At 61.0% G+C, this 17,171-nt stretch carries 17 protein-coding genes; 10 read left to right on the top strand and 7 right to left on the bottom strand.

Annotation, left to right across the window (positions count from 1 at the left end):
- Positions 1 to 19: 19 nt before the first annotated feature.
- Together ACSQ16_RS04665 and ACSQ16_RS04670 are read right to left on the bottom strand one after the other, a co-directional pair.
- The gene (locus ACSQ16_RS04665) at positions 20 to 2,551 is read right to left on the bottom strand and encodes an ABC transporter permease (protein ID WP_243261500.1); all 2,532 of its coding nucleotides are present in this window, start codon (positions 2,549 to 2,551) and stop codon (positions 20 to 22) included.
- Complete coding sequence (locus ACSQ16_RS04670; RefSeq protein ID WP_243261499.1) at positions 2,548 to 3,216, bottom strand: ABC transporter ATP-binding protein; 669 nt, start codon at positions 3,214 to 3,216, stop codon at positions 2,548 to 2,550. Before ACSQ16_RS04670 ends, ACSQ16_RS04665 begins: the two co-directional genes overlap by 4 nt.
- A gap of 49 nt (positions 3,217 to 3,265) precedes the next feature.
- Between ACSQ16_RS04670 and ACSQ16_RS04675 the strand changes: the two genes are divergently transcribed.
- Positions 3,266 to 3,922 carry an arylesterase gene (locus tag ACSQ16_RS04675; RefSeq protein WP_243261498.1) on the top strand — a complete coding sequence of 219 codons (657 nt, stop codon included), beginning with the start codon at positions 3,266 to 3,268 and terminating at the stop codon, positions 3,920 to 3,922.
- 49 nt (positions 3,923 to 3,971) lie between these two features.
- On the opposite strand, the gene ACSQ16_RS04680 is transcribed toward ACSQ16_RS04675, so the two are convergent.
- The gene (locus ACSQ16_RS04680; RefSeq protein ID WP_067623368.1) at positions 3,972 to 4,178 is read right to left on the bottom strand and encodes a cold-shock protein; all 207 of its coding nucleotides are present in this window, start codon (positions 4,176 to 4,178) and stop codon (positions 3,972 to 3,974) included.
- A gap of 331 nt (positions 4,179 to 4,509) precedes the next feature.
- Here ACSQ16_RS04680 and ACSQ16_RS04685 point away from each other — a divergent pair, with 331 nt between their 5' ends.
- Positions 4,510 to 5,841 carry an NAD(P)-dependent oxidoreductase gene (locus ACSQ16_RS04685; RefSeq protein ID WP_243261497.1) on the top strand — a complete coding sequence of 444 codons (1,332 nt, stop codon included), beginning with the start codon at positions 4,510 to 4,512 and terminating at the stop codon, positions 5,839 to 5,841.
- A 25-nt stretch (positions 5,842 to 5,866) separates the two neighbouring features.
- The gene (preA, locus tag ACSQ16_RS04690) at positions 5,867 to 7,180 is read left to right on the top strand and encodes an NAD-dependent dihydropyrimidine dehydrogenase subunit PreA (protein ID WP_067623374.1); all 1,314 of its coding nucleotides are present in this window, start codon (positions 5,867 to 5,869) and stop codon (positions 7,178 to 7,180) included.
- Between the two features lie 21 nt (positions 7,181 to 7,201).
- Here preA and ACSQ16_RS04695 read toward each other — a convergent pair whose 3' ends face one another.
- Both ACSQ16_RS04695 and ACSQ16_RS04700 read right to left on the bottom strand, forming a co-directional pair.
- A complete protein-coding gene (locus ACSQ16_RS04695; RefSeq protein ID WP_243261496.1) occupies positions 7,202 to 7,417 on the bottom strand; it encodes a hypothetical protein in 216 nt (71 codons plus the stop codon).
- A 98-nt stretch (positions 7,418 to 7,515) separates the two neighbouring features.
- Complete coding sequence (locus ACSQ16_RS04700) at positions 7,516 to 8,154, bottom strand: TetR family transcriptional regulator C-terminal domain-containing protein (RefSeq protein ID WP_243261495.1); 639 nt, start codon at positions 8,152 to 8,154, stop codon at positions 7,516 to 7,518.
- Between the two features lie 156 nt (positions 8,155 to 8,310).
- Between ACSQ16_RS04700 and ACSQ16_RS04705 the strand changes: the two genes are divergently transcribed.
- From ACSQ16_RS04705 to ACSQ16_RS04730, 6 genes are all read left to right on the top strand, one after another.
- Positions 8,311 to 9,561, top strand: coding sequence for a Zn-dependent hydrolase (locus ACSQ16_RS04705; protein ID WP_243261494.1), 1,251 nt, complete (start codon positions 8,311 to 8,313; stop codon positions 9,559 to 9,561).
- A 73-nt stretch (positions 9,562 to 9,634) separates the two neighbouring features.
- Positions 9,635 to 11,095, top strand: coding sequence for a dihydropyrimidinase (hydA, locus tag ACSQ16_RS04710; protein ID WP_243261493.1), 1,461 nt, complete (start codon positions 9,635 to 9,637; stop codon positions 11,093 to 11,095).
- Positions 11,096 to 11,169: 74 nt separating this feature from the next.
- Positions 11,170 to 11,955, top strand: a complete 786-nt coding sequence (locus ACSQ16_RS04715; RefSeq protein ID WP_243261492.1) for an ABC transporter ATP-binding protein — start codon at positions 11,170 to 11,172, stop codon at positions 11,953 to 11,955.
- Entirely contained in the window at positions 11,955 to 12,815 is an 861-nt protein-coding gene (locus ACSQ16_RS04720; protein ID WP_243261491.1) for an ABC transporter permease, read from the top strand. Before ACSQ16_RS04715 ends, ACSQ16_RS04720 begins: the two co-directional genes overlap by 1 nt.
- A complete protein-coding gene (locus ACSQ16_RS04725) occupies positions 12,815 to 13,654 on the top strand; it encodes an ABC transporter permease (RefSeq protein ID WP_243263223.1) in 840 nt (279 codons plus the stop codon). The genes ACSQ16_RS04720 and ACSQ16_RS04725 overlap by 1 nt, the downstream gene beginning before the upstream one ends.
- A 29-nt stretch (positions 13,655 to 13,683) precedes the next feature.
- Positions 13,684 to 14,664 (top strand): ABC transporter substrate-binding protein, encoded by a 981-nt coding sequence (locus ACSQ16_RS04730; protein ID WP_243261490.1) that lies wholly within the window; start codon positions 13,684 to 13,686, stop codon positions 14,662 to 14,664.
- A gap of 231 nt (positions 14,665 to 14,895) precedes the next feature.
- On the opposite strand, the gene ACSQ16_RS04735 is transcribed toward ACSQ16_RS04730, so the two are convergent.
- Both ACSQ16_RS04735 and ACSQ16_RS04740 read right to left on the bottom strand, forming a co-directional pair.
- Positions 14,896 to 15,447 carry a L,D-transpeptidase gene (locus tag ACSQ16_RS04735; RefSeq protein ID WP_093928044.1) on the bottom strand — a complete coding sequence of 184 codons (552 nt, stop codon included), beginning with the start codon at positions 15,445 to 15,447 and terminating at the stop codon, positions 14,896 to 14,898.
- A gap of 143 nt (positions 15,448 to 15,590) precedes the next feature.
- Positions 15,591 to 15,797, bottom strand: coding sequence for a cold-shock protein (locus ACSQ16_RS04740; RefSeq protein ID WP_007117950.1), 207 nt, complete (start codon positions 15,795 to 15,797; stop codon positions 15,591 to 15,593).
- A 376-nt stretch (positions 15,798 to 16,173) separates the two neighbouring features.
- Here ACSQ16_RS04740 and ACSQ16_RS04745 point away from each other — a divergent pair, with 376 nt between their 5' ends.
- Entirely contained in the window at positions 16,174 to 17,151 is a 978-nt protein-coding gene (locus ACSQ16_RS04745; protein ID WP_243261489.1) for a response regulator, read from the top strand.
- Positions 17,152 to 17,171 lie beyond the last annotated feature (20 nt).

Below are 17,171 nucleotides of genomic sequence, written 5' to 3' on the forward strand. Positions count from 1 at the left end.
AAAGCCAAAGGGCGCGGGTTCATTCCTGCGCCCTTAGCATATCCGCGGGGCGCGCGTTCAGCGCCTTCAGCGCAAAGCCCAAGCCCGCCAGTACCGTCGCCAACACGCCGCCCGCGATGATCATCAGCGCATTGGGCCAGACCACGGCGAAATCGGTCTCCATGACATAGTGGCTCACCGCCCAGCCACCGGTGATCCCGGCCAGCAGCGCCACCGCACCGGCAAAGAGACCGAGCAAGCCCGCCCGCAGCACAAAGCTGGTGGCGATGGCTCGGCGTGATGCGCCCATGGTCTTGAGCAGCGCCGCCTCATAACTGCGCGCCCCGGTGCCCGCTGCTGCTGCGCCGATCAGCACCATGAAGCCGGTAGCGAGCGTCGCCAGTGCGCCAAAGGAGATGGCCGAGGCCAGCCCGGCAAGCACCGCTGCCACGCGGTCGATGGCGTCCCGCACCCGGATCGCGGTGATGTTGGGATACTCGCCGGCAAGGTCACGCAGGATCGCCGCTTCGGCCTCAGGCTCGGCATAGACGGTTGAGATGAAGCTATGCGGTGCACCCGATAGGGCAGCGGGATTCATCGTCAGGACAAAACCGATCCCAGCGGTGGAGAAATCGACCTCGCGGAAGCTGGTGATCGTACCGGTGATGTCGCGGCCAAGGATGTTGACAGTAAGAGTGTCACCCAACTCCACCCCGATCTCTTCGGCCTCTTCGGCGGCAAAGCTGATGAGCGGCGGGCCGTTGTAATTTTCGGGCCACCATTCGCCTTCGGTGATCCGCGTGTCTTCGCCCGGCAGAGCGGCATAGGTCACGCCCCTGTCACCACGCACGACCCAATGATCGCCCGCGACTTCGCGGGCAGGGCGGCCATTGATCTCGGTTATAACCCCGCGCAGCATCGGCGCGCTTTCGATGCGCGAGACCGCCGGATCGCCTTCCAGCCGTGCGGTGTATCCCGGCATCTGATCCTTCTGGATGTCGACAAAGAAGTAGGAAGGCGCCACATCCGGTAGGTTGCCCGCAATCGCGCGGCGCAGGTTGCCGTCAATCTGTCCGACAGCGGCGAGAACCGACAGGCCGAGGCCGAGCGCCAGCACGACTGCCGTGGCCCCTTCGCCCGGCCCGCCAATCGCGGCCAGCGCCCACCGCAGCCGCGGATGCCCGCGTGCGCGTCGGGCCGCGGCGCGGGAAATCAGGCGCAACAGGGCAGCGGCGAGCGCCAGAACGGCCAGCGTCGCGGCCAGCCCGCCAAGTGTCCAAAGCGTGAGGGACCATGACCCGTTGAACCAGCCCGCGAGCGCCAGCAGCGCCGCCAAAAGCGCGGCAATGGCGATGAGATAGGGCACAGCAGGCCAGGGCGATTGGCGCTGCCAGTCGTCGCGGAACAGGGTCGCGGCACGCACGTCAGCGCTGCGGGCAAGCGGCCAAAGGGTGAAGAGCGCGGCAGTTAGGAGGCCATAGAGCGCGGCTTCGATCAGGGGCATGGGATAGATTGCGAAACGGGCGGGCAGGGGCAAGCTGGCCTCGATCAGCGGCGACAGCAGCAGCGGCAGTCCCGCGCCGATCAGCAGGCCAAGCGCCACGCCCATCACGGCCAGTATACCCACTTGGATGAAATAGGTCTGAAAGATCGTCGCCCGCGTTGCCCCCATTGCGCGGAACGTGGCGATCACGGCGGTCTTGCGTTGCAGATAGGCGCGCACAGCTGCGGCCACACCGACGCCTCCAACCGCCAGCCCGGAAAGCCCCACCAGCACCAGAAACGCGCTGAGCCGTTCGACAAACCGCGCCACGCCGGGCGCGCCGTTGCGGGCATCGGTCCAGCGCATCCCGGCATCGGAAAAGCGCTCTTTCGCCTCGGCCTCGAGCGGGTCAAGGGCGGTGCCCTCGGGCAGCTCTAGTCTGTATTTGCTGTTGAACAGCGTACCAGAAGCCAGCAGCCCCGACCCTTCGAGTGCATCGCGCAGAACCAGTGTGCGCGGGCCGAGAGAAAAGCCGCTGGCGGCGGAATCCGGTTCGCGTTGGATCAGAGCAGAGAGGGTGAATTCAGCCTCACCAAGAGCGAAAGTATCACCGGGAACGAGTGCGAGGCGGTCGGCCAGCGCACGCTCCATCACCGCGCCGGGCAGGCCCGTGGCGTCAGGCCCAAGGGCGTCGGCAAGGGGCATGGCGGGGTCCAGTACCATCTGCCCAATCAGCGGATAGAGATCATCAACAGCTTTGACCTGCGTCAGCGCGCGCTCGGATGTGTCGCCTCGGCCTTTCACGGCCATTGAACGGAATTCGACAATCTCGGACACGCGCGTCGCCCGTGCGGCCATCCAGTCACGCTCATCCGCACTGGCAAAACGATAGGTGAAATCAAGCTCGGCATCGCCGCCCAAAAGTGCGGCTCCTTCGGCTTCCAACCCTGCTTCGATCGCCGCGCGGACGGTCCCGACAGCGGCCAGCGCGGCCACGCCGAGCGCAAGACAGGCCAGCAGCAGGCGAAAGCCGCGCAACCCGCCGCGCATTTCCCGGCGGGCGAAACGGGCGGCAAGACGTAGGCTCATACGATGCGCCCATCGGCCAGTTGCACCACTCGGTCGCAGCGTTGCGCCAGATCATCGGCATGGGTCACCAGCACCAGCGTTGCACCATGGCGGTCGCGCAACTCAAACAGCAGGTCCATGATCGCGGCCCCGTTGCGGCTGTCGAGGCTCCCTGTCGGTTCATCCGCCAACAGAATCGCCGGGCGTGGTGCTGCGGCGCGGGCCAGCGCCACGCGCTGTTGCTCGCCGCCCGACATCTGCGCGGGATATTGGTTGATCCGGTGGCCCAGCCCCACGGCCTCAAGCTCGGCCCGGGCGCGGTCAAAGGCGTCGTCCGCCCCCGAAAGCTCCAGCGGCGTGGCAACGTTTTCCAGCGCGGTCATTGTGGGGATGAGGTGGAAAGACTGAAAGACGATCCCCATGCGCCCCTGACGGAACCGGGCCAACCCATCCTCGCGCAGCGCGCTCAGATCATGGCCGAGGGCGGTGACCTTGCCGCCGGTGGCGCGCTCTAGCCCGCCCATGACCATCAGAAGCGAGGATTTGCCCGACCCGGAGGCGCCGGTTAGCGCAATGCTCTCGCCCTGCTGGACCTGCAGCGAAATGCCGCGCAGGATATCGACGGTCCCGGCATTGCCCTTGAGGCTTAGCGTGACATCTTGAAGGTCATAGACAGGGTTGCTCATCAGGCCGCCTTTGTTCTGAGTATCAGTTGGATATGGAGGTCCGCGAAGGATGCGCAAGGTATTGATCTGTTTTGCCTTTATTTTAGGCAACGCTGCACAGGCCAAGGAGGTGGTGATCGCGGCTCTTGGCGATAGCCTGACCCAAGGCTATGGCTTGCCTGCCGAGGAAGGTTTTGTTCCGCAATTGCAGGCATGGCTCGACGCCGAAGGTGTCGAAGCGACGGTCGTGAACGCGGGCGTTTCGGGCGACACGACAGCGGGCGGCCTTGCGCGGGTTGATTGGACACTGACGCCTGAGGTTGACGCGATGATCGTGACGCTTGGCGGGAACGATATGCTGCGCGGGCTGGACCCGGCGCAGGCGCGCGGCAATATCGACGGTATCCTGACTGCGGCCAAAAATGCGGAGGTTGAGGTGTTGCTGGTCGGTATGTCGGCGCCGGGAAACTACGGGGCGGAGTACAAAGCGGATTTCGAAGGGCTGTACCCTGAATTGGCCGAAGAGCATGAGACGCTGCTCTACCCCGACTTCTTTACCGGGCTTCTTGCTGAGGAAGCGGGGACGGCCTCGGCGCGGAGCGAGACGATCCGCCGGTATTTCCAAGGCGATGGCATCCATCCCAATGCCGAAGGTGTGGCGTTGATCGTAAAAGATATCGGTCCCTCGGTCGCCAAGCTTGCCGAGCAAGTCGCCGATAAGCCCTAACAAAAAACGGACGCCGCAGCGTCCGTTTCAACCCTAAACAGTGGCCCGGTCAGGCCAGCGCGATGTTGCTCGCGCTTTCGCGGCCATCGCGGCCCGCTTCGACATCAAAGGTGACCTTTTGATTGTCGGCCAGCCCGGTGAGGCCTGCGCGTTCAACAGCGGAAATATGAACGAAAATGTCTTTGCCGCCGCTATCGGGCGCGATGAAGCCGTAGCCTTTTGTCGTGTTAAACCATTTTACGGTGCCAGTAGCCATGACCCGTGTCTCCCTCTGTCTGATCTGCCCGCAACATGCGGCAGCGCGGCTCGGTCGAATTCGTGATCGCTGGAGCCTTAGGGCAGCCGGGTCGAAAAGTCTTCGCGTCGCAGTTGTGATATTGGAACCCCTATTTTTAAAATCAAGGATTTTTACGGGCGCTTAGGCTCCGAGCAAGGAAGCGCCCATGAAATATAACCTGCCTGTTACAAAACTGGCAGTGCTGCGGGGTTTGTGCAGTAAGGCTCATTTTCAAAAATTTACCAGTTGATAAAAAAATGATTCCATGTGAGCATTTTCAAAATACCAAGAAAACGACAGGGATTTTGATATGGCACATGATGTCTTTGAGCCGGGGATCGTTCCGGGGCGGCTGGCGCCGCAGAACTACAACGAGGGGTTTTCGGACCTGCATCCGCCTTTGGATGAACATGAGGCTCTGGTCGCGGCGGACCGCTGTTACTTCTGCCATGATGCGCCTTGCATGACGGCCTGTCCGACCGACATCGACATTCCGCTGTTCATCCGCCAGATCGCCACCGGCACGCCGGATGCGGCGGCCAAGACGATCCTGAGCCAGAACATCCTTGGCGGCATGTGCGCACGGGTCTGCCCGACCGAAACGCTCTGCGAGGAGGTCTGTGTGCGCGAGGTGGCCGAGGGCAAGCCGGTGTTGATCGGGCAGTTGCAGCGCTATGCGACGGACCATCTGCAACAACAGGGCAAACATCCGTTTGAGCGTGCGGCCCCTACGGGCAAGCGCGTTGCCGTCGTCGGCGCAGGCCCGGCGGGCCTGTCCTGTGCGCACCGTCTGGCGATGCTGGGCCACGATGTTGAGATCATCGACGCGCGGCCCAAGCCCGGCGGGCTGAACGAATATGGCATCGCGGCCTACAAGACCCCCAATGGCTTCGCGCAGGCCGAGGTGGATTGGCTGATGCAGATAGGCGGGATCACCTTCCGCCATGAGGTTGCCGTGGGCCGGGATGTCACCCTCGAAGAGTTGCAGGCCGATTACGATGCGGTTTTCCTTGGCATGGGGCTGGTCGGCGTCAATGCCCTCGGGGCCGAGGGCGAGGATAAGGCCGGGGTCGCCAATGCGGTCGATTTCATTTCGGAGCTGCGTCAATCGGGCGATCTCTCCGGCGTGCCGATTGGCCGCGACGTGGTGGTCATCGGCGGCGGCATGACGGCAGTCGATGCCGCGGTGCAGGCGAAACTGCTCGGCGCGCTCAATGTGACGCTGGTCTATCGCCGCGGGCGCGACCGGATGAACGCGAGTGTGTTCGAGCAAGACCTTGCTGCCTCCAAAGGGGTGCGGATCGTGACCCATGCGGTGCCGATCGCGGTGCATGGCAATGGCTCGGTGCGCGAGATCGAGTTTGAATATGTCGATGAGGCGATGAAGGGCACGGGCCAGACCCTGCGCTTGCAGGCGGATCAGGTGTTCAAGGCCATCGGTCAGACGCTGTTGGGGGACGGGCTGCCCGAACTCGACGGGCGCAAGATCAAGGTTGATGGCACCGGGCGCACCAGCCTTGCTGGTGTTTGGGCGGGTGGCGACTGCGCCAGCGGCGGCGATGATCTGACCGTGACCGCCGTGGCCGAGGGCCGCGATGCCGCGATGGACATTCACACCACATTGATGGGGGCGGCGGGCTGAGGCCGCGCCGAGAGGGAGACATAACATGGCTGATCTGAGAAGCGAATTCATCGGGATCAAATCCCCCAACCCGTTCTGGCTGGCCTCCGCCCCGCCGACGGATAAGGAATACAACGTGCGCCGCGCCTATGAGGCGGGCTGGGGCGGGGTGGTCTGGAAGACCCTCGGCATGGAAGGCCCGCCGGTGGTTAACGTCAACGGCCCGCGCTATGGCGCGATCTATGGGGCCGACCGACGTTTGCTGGGGCTCAACAACATTGAGCTCATCACCGACCGCCCGCTGGAGGTAAACCTGCGCGAGATGAAGGCGGTGAAACGCGACTATCCTGATCGGGCGCTGATTGCCTCGATCATGGTGCCTTGCGAGGAGGAAGCGTGGAAAGCGATCCTGCCGCATGTGGAGGAAACCGGGGCCGACGGGATTGAGCTGAACTTCGGTTGTCCGCATGGCATGGCCGAGCGCGGCATGGGGTCCGCCGTGGGGCAGGTGCCGGAATATATCGAAATGGTCACCCGCTGGTGCAAGATGTACACGCGGATGCCGGTGATCGTGAAGCTGACGCCGAACATCACCAATGTGCTCTACCCCGCCGAGGCCGCCAAACGCGGTGGTGCGGATGCGGTCAGCCTAATCAACACGATCAACTCGATCACCTCGGTCGATCTGGACCTCTTTGCGCCAGAACCGATGATCGACGGCAAGGGCACCCATGGCGGCTATTGCGGCCCGGCGGTGAAGCCGATCGCGCTCAACATGGTGGCCGAGATTGCGCGTAATCCTGAGACCCACGGCCTGCCGATCAGCGGCATCGGTGGCGTCACCACATGGCGCGACGCGGCGGAGTTTCTGGCCCTTGGCGCGGGCAACGTGCAGGTCTGCACGGCGGCGATGACCTATGGCTTCAAGGTGGTCCAAGAGATGATCTCGGGCCTGTCGGAGTATATGGACGAGAAGGGCATGACCTCGGTCGATGAGCTTGTGGGCCGCGCGGTGCCGAATGTTACCGACTGGAACCAGTTGAACCTGAACTATGTCGCCAAGGCGAAGATCGATCAGGATTTGTGCATCTCTTGTGGCCGCTGTTTTGCCGCCTGCGAGGATACCAGCCACCAAGCCATCGCCATGTCGGAGGATCGCACCTTTACCGTGATCGAAGAGGAATGCGTGGCCTGCAACCTTTGCGTCAATGTGTGTCCTGTCGAAGACTGTATCTCAATGGAAGAATTGGCCGTGGGTGCCACCGACCTGCGCACGGGCAAGACGGTGACGCCAGACTATGCCAACTGGACCACGCACCCCAACAACCCCTCTGCCAAAGCGGTTGAACCGGCAGAGTAAGTCAAGGCCGCCGCCCTGCGTTCAGGAGTTTCTGCGCGACGGGGCGGTAGTTTCGGCAGATGGCTGCGGGACCATCCGTGCCAGATCGCGCCGCGCCGCAATCACTGCCATGGCCGCATCCCGCGCCATCTCTTCGCGCGGGATCGGTCGCGTGATCGCCGCTTCATCAGACCCCTTTGCATTCAGTCCCTTCGCATTCCGCGCAGCCCCTGCGCCGTTAAAATCGCCTACATTCATCACTGCCCCTCTAACTACTAAGGAGCCCACACCCGTAGGCAGATTGCGGCGGAAATGTTAATGGAGGATTAAACGCGGTCCATCTCTGGCGGCTATGGTTAACCGTTTGCCGATGGCTCCGGCAGGTCCAATAGCGCGCCAAACATCGCCTGAAGATGCGCCTGCGCGCGGGGGCGGGGATCGGTGTCGGGTCCGAGCAGAATTTGCGCCTGCGCCTCGAAATCCGCGTAGTGCTGCGTTGTGGCCCAGATGGAGAAAATCAGATGTTGCGGGTCCAGCGGGGGCAGTTTGCCCGCTGCCACCCAGCCCGCGATCACGGCGCATTTCTCGTCGAACAGGGGTTTGAGATGGCTGTGCAACTCCGGCTCGATCCGCGGCGCGCCTTGCAGGATTTCATTGGCGAAAAGACGGCTTTCGCGCGGCAGTTCGCGCGACATGGTCAGCTTGCGTTCGACATAGTCCAAAATCTCGCGCCGGGGGTCGCCTTCGGGGTCCAGTTCCACCAGCGGGTCGAGCCATGTTTCCATCAGCTGCGACAGCAAAGTGACGTGAATGTCTTCTTTGCCATTGAAGTAATAGAGAATATTCGGTTTGCTCAGCCCAGCCTCGGCGGCGATCTGATCCAGCGTGGCACCCCGGTAGCCATGTTTGGAAAAGACTTCGAGCGCGGCATCCAGAATCACCCGGCGGTTGCGTCGTTGGATGCGGCTGGGTTTCTTGGCGGTGCTTTCGGGCAAGGCAATGATCCTTGGTGCTGCTAAAAAAGGCGTTTGCCGGGTCGGCGGTGGGTTGTTTCAAACCAGTTCTTGACAGAGCCTAACCTAATCGCAATCGTGGATTTACCAAATGGTAAAAAAACAACACGGCCCAAGCCGATGACAGAGGAGTGACCTATGCCCGCGCCCGGAGAGAACCTCAAGATTGATCCCGACCGTCTGTGGGATTCCTTGATGGAAATGGCCAAGATCGGCCCCGGCGTGGCGGGAGGCAACAACCGCCAGACGCTGACGGATGAAGACGCCGAGGGCCGCGCCCTGTTCCAGAAATGGTGCGAAGAGGCGGGCTGTACCATGGGGCTCGACCAGATGGGCAATATGTTCGCCCAACGCGACGGCACCGACCCCGAGGCGTTGCCAGTCTATGTGGGCAGCCACCTCGACACCCAGCCGACGGGCGGGAAATACGATGGTATCCTCGGCGTGCTCGGCGGGTTGGAGATCATCCGCACGATGAACGATTTGGGCATCAAGACCAAACACCCGATCGTCGTGACCAACTTTACCAACGAAGAAGGCACCCGCTACGCCCCCGCGATGCTGTCATCGGGGGTTTTTGCTGGCATTCACACCCAGGATTGGGCTTACGAGCGCACCGATGCGGAAGGCAAAACCTTTGGTGATGAGTTGCAGCGCATCGGCTGGAAGGGCGACGAGGAAGTGGGCACGCGCAAGATGCATGCTTTCTTCGAGTTGCACATCGAACAGGGCCCGATTTTGGAAGCCGAGGGCAAGGACATCGGCGTTGTCACCCACGGGCAGGGGCTTAGCTGGACCCAAGTGACGATCACCGGCAAGGACAGCCACACCGGCTCCACCCCCATGCCGATGCGCCGCGATGCGGGGCTAGGCATGGCGCGGGTGCTCGAAAAGGTGAACGAGATCGCGCTCAGCCACGCGCCTCATGCGGTGGGGGCGGCGGGCCATATCGAGGTTTATCCCAATTCGCGCAACGTGATCCCCGGCAAGACGGTCTTTACCGTCGATTTCCGGTCGCCCGAACTGTCGGTGATCGAGGATATGGAGGCCCGTCTGCGCGACGAAGGCCAAAAGATCGCCGATGATATGGAGATACAGATCGAGTTTGAAAAGGTCGGCGGCTTTGATCCCGTGGCTTTTGACGAGGGCTGCGTCACGGCTGTGCGCAACGCCGCCGAGCGGTTGGGCTATAGCCATATGAACCTGATCTCAGGCGCGGGCCACGATGCCTGTTGGATTAACCGCGTGGCACCGACTGCGATGGTGATGTGCCCCTGTGTTGATGGTCTTAGCCATAATGAGGCAGAAGAGATCACCAAGGATTGGGCCAAGGCGGGGGCGGACGTGTTGCTCCATGCGGTGCTGGAGACAGCGGAAATCGAAGGCTGAACACGCGGGCGGCGGACTGGGGCGCTGCCCCGGCCCCCCGACGTGGATTGCCATAAAAGATGGGGAGAAGACAATGAGCAAGGTAATCAAAGGTGGCATGGTCTGCACGGCGGACCGCACATGGAAAGCCGATGTGTTGATCGAAGGAGAGAAGATCAAGCAAATCGGCGAAGACCTGAAGGGCGATGAATATATCGACGCGGAAGGGGCCTATGTGATCCCTGGCGGGATCGATCCGCATACGCATCTTGAAATGCCCTTCATGGGGACGACTGCCGCCGAAACGTTTGAGAGCGGCACATGGGCGGCGGCCTGTGGTGGCACGACAATGGTGGTGGATTTCTGTCTGCCGGGCGCGGATGGCTCGATTAAAAACGCGATCAATGAATGGCACCGTAAATCGGCGCCGCAGATTTGCAGCGACATCGGCTATCACATGGCGATCACCGGCTGGGATGAGACCGTCTTTAACGAGATGAAAGACGCCGTCGACATGGGGGTGAACAGCTTCAAGCACTTCATGGCCTACAAGGGCGCGCTAATGATTGAGGATGATGAGATGTTCGCCTCCTTCAAACGCTGCGCCGAACTGGGTGCGCTGCCGATGGTCCATGCCGAGAACGGCGATCTGGTGGCCGAGCTGCAGCAGAAGTATTTCGATCAGGGCATCACCGGGCCAGAGGGCCACGCCTATTCCCGCCCGCCTGAGCTGGAAGGCGAGGCCGCCAACCGCGCCATTACCATCGCAGACACGGCAGGCGTGCCGCTTTATATCGTGCATGTCTCCTGCGAGCAGACGCATGAGGCGATCCGCCGGGCACGGCAGAAGGGGATGCGGGTTTACGGCGAGCCATTGATCCAATTCCTGACGCTGGACGAGTCCGAGTACTTCAACAAAGATTGGGACCATGCCGCACGGCGTGTCATGTCGCCTCCGTTCCGCTCGAAGGATCACCAAGACAGTCTCTGGGCCGGGTTGCAGGCAGGCAGTTTGCAAGTGGTGGCAACGGACCATGCGGCCTTCTCGACCGAACAGAAACGCGCAGGCCGCGATGATTTCCGGATCATTCCTAATGGCTCCAACGGGTTGGAAGAACGGCTTGCCGTGCTTTGGACCGAAGGGGTGGAAACAGGGCGGCTCACGCCGAACGAATTCGTCGCCGCGACCTCGACCAATATCGCCAAGATTCTCAACATCTACCCGCAGAAGGGCGCAATCGTCGAGGGGGCGGATGCCGATATCGTGGTCTGGGATCCGAAGATCACCAAGACGATCAGCCCCGCCAATCATCATTCGGTGTTGGACTACAACGTCTTCGAGGGTTTCGAAGTCAAGGCGCAGAGCCGCTATACGCTCAGCCGTGGCGAGGTGATCTGGGCTTGGGGTCAGAACAGCCAGCCGCAACCGGGACGCGGGCGGTTTGTGCCGCGACCCGCTTTTCCCAGTGCCAATGTCGCGCTGAGCAAGTGGAAAGAGCTGAACAGCCCCAAGATGATCAAGCGTGATCCACTGAACATTCCGGCGGGGATTTAAGCGATGTAGAACCGCGCCGACAATTCGGTAAAGTGCCGCGCTAAAAGCGGCCGACCAACAGGGAAGTAAAATTTGTGAATGACAGCCAGAGCGTGATCAGCGCCAGCAATCTAGATCTGACCTTTCAGACCAACGACGGGCCGGTTCATGCGTTGAAAGACGTGAACCTTGAGATCCACAAGGGAGATTTCGTTAGCTTTATCGGCCCCTCGGGCTGCGGCAAGACGACCTTTCTGCGGGTCATGGCCGACCTTGAGCAGCCCACCGGCGGGCAGGTCACCATCAACGGTGTCTCGCCCGAGGAGGCGCGCAAATCGCGGGCTTACGGCTATGTGTTTCAGGCGGCGGGGCTCTATCCGTGGCGCACCATCGGTGGCAACATCCGCCTGCCGCTTGAGATCATGGGCATCCCCCGCGCAGAGCAGGCCGAGCGGGTGCAGCGCGTGCTGGAACTGGTGGAACTCAGCGGGTTTGAGAAGAAGTTCCCTTGGCAATTGTCGGGGGGGATGCAGCAACGGGCCTCTATCGCGCGGGCGTTGTCGTTCGATGCCGACATCTTGCTGATGGACGAACCCTTCGGCGCGTTGGATGAGATCGTGCGGGACCACTTGAATGAGCAACTACTGAAGCTCTGGGCCCGGACGGAAAAGACCATCGCCTTCGTCACCCATTCGATCCCCGAGGCGGTGTATCTGTCGACCAAGATCGTTGTGATGAGCCCGCGCCCCGGCAGGATCGCCGATGTGATCGAAAGCCCGCTGCCGCGTGAACGGCCCTTGGAAATCCGCGAGACGCCAGAGTTTCTTGAGATCGCGCATCGCGTCCGTGAGGGGCTGCGCGCCGGGCATGGGGACGATTGATGCGTAACATTATCCCCGTTCTCACGGTGGTGGGGCTGTTGATCGTCGTTTGGTATGGCGCCGCTGTCGCGCTCAACGCGCAATGGGCGCGGGATGTGGCGGCGCGGGCGGACAAGACGCTGACATTCTCGGAATTGGTGGCCGATACGTGGTCGCAGGACAAGCCCAAGCTGCCCGCACCGCATCAGGTGGGGGCCGAACTGTGGGAGACCACGGTGATGAAGAAGGTCACGTCGAAACGCTCGCTGGTCTATCACACATGGGTGACGTTCAGCGCGACCTTCCTTGGTTTTGTCATGGGCACAGCACTTGGCACGCTGTTGGCGGTTGGGATCGTGTTTAACCGCACCATGGACATGTCGGTGATGCCTTGGGTGATCGCCAGCCAGACCATCCCGATTTTGGCGATCGCGCCAATGATCATCGTGGTTTTGAATGCTGTGGGCCTCTCGGGACTGCTCCCCAAGGCGATCATCAGCATGTATCTGTCGTTCTTCCCGGTGGTCGTGGGCATGGTCAAAGGACTCCGCAGCCCGGATCAGATGCAGTTGGACCAGATGCGCACTTGGCACGCGAGCGGTTGGCAGACTTTCTGGAAACTGCGGCTGCCGTCTTCGATGCCGTACTTCTTTACCTCTCTGAAAGTCGGTGTCGCGGCCTCTCTGGTCGGTGCCATTGTTGGCGAGATGCCGACGGGGGCGGTCGCGGGCCTTGGGGCGCGGTTGCTGGCGGGCAGCTACTACGGTCAGACCGTCCAGATCTGGAGCGCGCTTTTGATGGCGGCGGCCCTTGCGGCGGCCATGGTCGGGCTCATCGGGCTGATCCAGCGGCTGACCCTGAAACGGATGGGGATGGCATGATGGGCTGGATTGTTTTCGCCATTCTCGCATGGATCGCTGGCTTGTCGCTGAACGTCTGGCTGGCGCGGCAGCGGCCCTCGCGGGGGGCGTCGCTGGCGGCACCACTGGTCTTCGGCATTACGCTCATCGCCGTTTGGGAAGGGGTGGTGCGTGGTTTCGACATCAACCAAGTGCTTCTGCCTGCCCCTTCGGTCATTGCGGCGCGCATGGCAACGTCGCTCGACATCCTCTGGGTCGACTTTGTGCAGACCGTCATCAAAGGCGCGCTGAGTGGTTATATCATCGGCTGCGGCGCGGCGTTCCTGACGGCGCTGGCGATTGACCGCTTTCCTTTCCTGCAACGCGGGTTGCTGCCCGTGGGCAATTTCGTCGCGGCCCTGCCGATCATCGGCATGGCACCGATCATGGTGATGTGGTTCGGTTTTGGTTGGCAATCCAAGGCGGCGATTGTTGTGGTGATGGTGTTCTTTCCGATGCTGGTGAACACGGTGCAGGGCTTGCAAGCCAGCGACGCCATGCAGCGCGACTTGATGCGCACCTATGCGGCGGGCTATTGGCGAACGCTGCTGAAACTGCGTCTGCCTGCGGCGATGCCCTTTGTCTTCAACGGGTTGAAGATCGGCACCACCCTTGCCCTGATCGGCGCCATCGTTGCTGAATTCTTCGGCTCTCCGGTGCTTGGCATGGGGTTCCGTATCTCTACTTCGGTCGGACAGCTTGCCCTAGACCTCGTCTGGGCCGAGATTGTCGTGGCGGCGATCGCCGGATCGGCGTTCTATGGTATTATGGCCCTGGTCGAGGGCCGGGTGACCTTCTGGCACCCCAGTCAACGAAGCTGAACAACGACCAACCAAGAGGGAGAATAATGATGAAGAATATCACGAAGATCACCGCAGGGGTCGCCTTGGGCCTTTGGGGCGGGATGGCGCAGGCGGCGGATGACCTGACCCTGCAACTTAAATGGGTCACGCAGGCTCAGTTCGGGGGCTATTATGTGGCCAAGGACAAAGGGTTCTATGAGGAAGAAGGGTTGAACGTTACGATCAAGCCGGGCGGCCCCGATATCGCGCCGGTTCAGGTGCTGCTGGGCGGTGGTGCGGATGTGATGGTTGATTGGCTGCCCTCGGCATTGGCTGCGCGGGAAAAGGGCGCACCGATTGTGAACATCGCGCAGCCCTTCGCGAAATCTGGCCTGATGCTGACCTGCCTGAAAGAGCACGGTATCGAGAGCCCCGAAGACTTCCCCGGCAACACGCTCGGTACATGGTTCTTTGGCAATGAGATTCCGCTGCTAAGCTGGATGGGCAAGCTGGGCTATTCGACTGATGGCTCGGACGGTGGTGTGACCATCCAAAAGATCAACTTCAACGTCGACCCGCTGCTGCAAAAGCAGGTCGAATGCGCCACCACCATGACCTACAACGAATATTGGCAGGTGATCGACGCTGGGCTGACGCCTGAAGATTTGGTGGTCTTCAAATATGAGGACGAGGGCATTTCGACGCTGGAAGATGGTCTTTATACCACCGAAGAGAGCCTTGCGGACCCTGAGATGGTCGACAAGCTGGCGCGTTTCGTGCGGGCCTCGATGAAGGGCTGGAAATACGCCGAGGAAAATGTCGAAGAAGCCGCCGAAATCGTGTTGGAGAATGACCAGACCGGCGCGCAGACTGAAAAGCATCAGACTCGGATGATGGGCGAGATCGCCAAGCTGACCGAGGGCAGCGATGGGCGCTTGGACGAAGCGGCCTTTGACCGGAGCGCGGAAATCACCATGGAAGGTGGGATGATCACCAAGGCCCCCGAGGGGGCTTGGACCCACAACATCACCGACAAAGCGCTTCAGTAAATCTGAATGCTCTTGAAATGGAAGGGGCCCGCGCTTTGCGCTGGCTCCTTTCTTGTTTGCACGGAGGGTCAGCGCCTGCTCGCGGGTCGGCGGTCCAACGTTGCATCGCGCCACTTTATGGCTCAACCTTGACGTGCCTTCGCAAAGTCACGCCCAGCTTGACGATATCGCCTACCCGGAGGCGGGCAGGCGATGGCCCGGTGCCTGCGGCTTGATTCCGGGCCGGGTGCCTTACAGCACGGTAACCTTCGTCCCAATCGGCACGCGTTGGTACAGATCGACCACATGTTCGTTCAACATGCGAATACAACCGTTGGAGACCGAACGCCCGATTGAGTTCGGCTGCGTTGTGCCGTGAATGCGGAAGTATGTGTCTCGCCCGTTCTGGAACAGATAAAGCGCCCGCGCGCCGAGTGGGTTGCCGGGGCCGCCGGGCTGGGCGTCGGTATTGCCGATGAAGCGTTTGTAGGCCTGCGGCTCGCGCTCGATCATTTCATTGGTCGGCCGCCATGTGGGCCATTCTTTTTTCACGTCAATGGTCGCCGTGCCTGTGAACTCTAGTCCTGCCTTGCCTACACCCACGCCATAGCGCATCGCCTGACCGGGGGCCGTCACGAAATAAAGGTAATGGCTGCGCGGTAGGATCAGTAACTGGCCCGGCGCATATTGGCTCTTAACCGGTACGATCTGCGGCTTTGGATCATAGGCGGCGGTGCGGGCCTGCGCCATGAGGGGGAGGGTGGCGGCTGCCACGGTGCTGGTCAGAAAGGTACGGCGGCGCATGGCAGGCTCCATTTTGGGATCACAGTTTTGCCGTGCATTTTGCCACGGAGGCATATTTTAGCAAGGCTGGACATAAAAAAACCGACCTGCCGTTGCCAGCAGGTCGGTTAAAATTCTTGGGTCAGGGCCGAAGCCCCCGGCCATTAGGCCAGCGCGATGTTTGTCGCGGACTCGCGGCCGTCACGGCCTGCTTCGATGTCGAAGGTCACTTTCTGGTTGTCGGCCAGGCCGGTCAGGCCAGCGCGCTCAACAGCGGAAATGTGAACGAAAACGTCTTTGCTGCCGCCATCGGGAGCAATAAAGCCGAAGCCTTTAGTTGTGTTGAACCATTTTACGGTGCCAGTGGCCATATCCGTAGTCTCCATATTTATGCCATCCGCTTAAGTGCGATGGCCCGGCGTTGTTGGTCTGGATCGATAGACTGAGCGCCGTATGAGGGAGACAGTGGGTCGAAAAAGATAACGTCTGCACTGCCTATATTGCATTGGGAGGGGATTCGTTCAAGGGGCAACACGTATCTGGCTGTAATGGCGGTAAAAGCGTCTCAGTTATCGGCAAATTCCTGCCACGAAATTTCATGATCTCCATATTTTATTGGGAATAGGTTGAAAATGCCCGTCTCGAGTTTGCCTAAAACCCGTCTCATTGCTGCCCGGACTAGGTGGTTTTCTGCCGGAAAGCCCCAAGAGCGCCTGCCAGCGCCCCCTCATGCGGAGTAATTGAGACATGATGCGTATCCTTGCTGTAGACGATGACCCGGTCATCCTTGACCTCCTTACGGGATGTCTGACTGAAAATGACAATTACGAGTTGACCTGCTGCGAAAGCTCGGAAGATGCGCTTGAAATCATGCAGCAGAGCAACCAGCCGTTCGACTCCTTCCTGTTGGACATCATGATGCCGGGCATCAACGGGATCAGCCTGTGTGAGATGATCCGCGATGTGCCATCCTATCGGGCTGTGCCGATCATTATGATCACCGCCAGCAAAGAGCCTGCGATGATGCAGCGGGCCTTTGATGCGGGGGCGACGGATTTCCTGTGCAAACCGCTGGACGGGGTTGAGCTGAGCGCGCGGATCAATGCTGCAAGCATGTTGAATGCCTCGCTTCTGCGCGAACGTGAGGCGCAACATACGCTGTCCGAGCTGGCGCAGATGATGAAGATCCGCTTTGACGAAGATTTTGAGCTTGATGTTTCGTCCTGTAGCAATGTTTCCGCGTTGGAGAATTACCTGCTGCGGCTGCCCAGCGGTTGTTTCTCGATGAGCCTGTTCTCTATCTCTGTTGAGGGCGCGCGCGGTATCTATCGCGCGGTCAAGGCACCTGCCTTCCGCCGTCAAATGGAACAGGTGGCCCGTGCGTCGGTTCATTCGCTGGAAGGTATGCGTTTTCATCTGGCCTATGCAGGCAGTGGCCGTTTCATCGGTGTGGTGATGAGCCGCGCACGTTTGAACACCGCCACCATGGCCGAGCGGATGCTTGAGCATTTGGAGAGCAGTTGGGATGGCAAAGGCATGAACGGTGGGCTGGCCCCGTCGTTGCAGGTGCATTCCGTGACCGAGCAGCGCCTCTGGTCGGGTCTTTCCGCCAGCAACAAGCTGCGCGAATATCTGCAAAGCTGGGACCCGCTCCATGGTCTGGCACGGCACGACGAAGACAATCTCTTTGCCCAGTTGGAAACCGCAATCGACGACGATCGCTGAGGGCTCTGCTCGTTCTCAGG

Origin of the sequence: Sulfitobacter sp. SH24, from assembly GCF_965641895.1 — a bacterium.
Taxonomy (GTDB): Bacteria; Pseudomonadota; Alphaproteobacteria; order Rhodobacterales; family Rhodobacteraceae; genus Sulfitobacter; species Sulfitobacter dubius.

Coding starts and splice junctions, on each gene's coding strand:
- ACSQ16_RS04665 (WP_243261500.1), bottom strand. CDS start 2,551: ATGAGCCTACGTCTTGCCGCCCGTTTCGCCCGCCGGGAAATGCGCGGC.
- ACSQ16_RS04670 (WP_243261499.1), bottom strand. CDS start 3,216: ATGAGCAACCCTGTCTATGACCTTCAAGATGTCACGCTAAGCCTCAAG.
- ACSQ16_RS04675 (WP_243261498.1), top strand. CDS start 3,266: ATGCGCAAGGTATTGATCTGTTTTGCCTTTATTTTAGGCAACGCTGCA.
- ACSQ16_RS04680 (WP_067623368.1), bottom strand. CDS start 4,178: ATGGCTACTGGCACCGTAAAATGGTTTAACACGACAAAAGGCTACGGC.
- ACSQ16_RS04685 (WP_243261497.1), top strand. CDS start 4,510: ATGGCACATGATGTCTTTGAGCCGGGGATCGTTCCGGGGCGGCTGGCG.
- preA (WP_067623374.1), top strand. CDS start 5,867: ATGGCTGATCTGAGAAGCGAATTCATCGGGATCAAATCCCCCAACCCG.
- ACSQ16_RS04695 (WP_243261496.1), bottom strand. CDS start 7,417: ATGAATGTAGGCGATTTTAACGGCGCAGGGGCTGCGCGGAATGCGAAG.
- ACSQ16_RS04705 (WP_243261494.1), top strand. CDS start 8,311: ATGCCCGCGCCCGGAGAGAACCTCAAGATTGATCCCGACCGTCTGTGG.
- hydA (WP_243261493.1), top strand. CDS start 9,635: ATGAGCAAGGTAATCAAAGGTGGCATGGTCTGCACGGCGGACCGCACA.
- ACSQ16_RS04720 (WP_243261491.1), top strand. CDS start 11,955: ATGCGTAACATTATCCCCGTTCTCACGGTGGTGGGGCTGTTGATCGTC.
- ACSQ16_RS04725 (WP_243263223.1), top strand. CDS start 12,815: ATGGGCTGGATTGTTTTCGCCATTCTCGCATGGATCGCTGGCTTGTCG.
- ACSQ16_RS04730 (WP_243261490.1), top strand. CDS start 13,684: ATGAAGAATATCACGAAGATCACCGCAGGGGTCGCCTTGGGCCTTTGG.
- ACSQ16_RS04735 (WP_093928044.1), bottom strand. CDS start 15,447: ATGCGCCGCCGTACCTTTCTGACCAGCACCGTGGCAGCCGCCACCCTC.
- ACSQ16_RS04740 (WP_007117950.1), bottom strand. CDS start 15,797: ATGGCCACTGGCACCGTAAAATGGTTCAACACAACTAAAGGCTTCGGC.
- ACSQ16_RS04745 (WP_243261489.1), top strand. CDS start 16,174: ATGATGCGTATCCTTGCTGTAGACGATGACCCGGTCATCCTTGACCTC.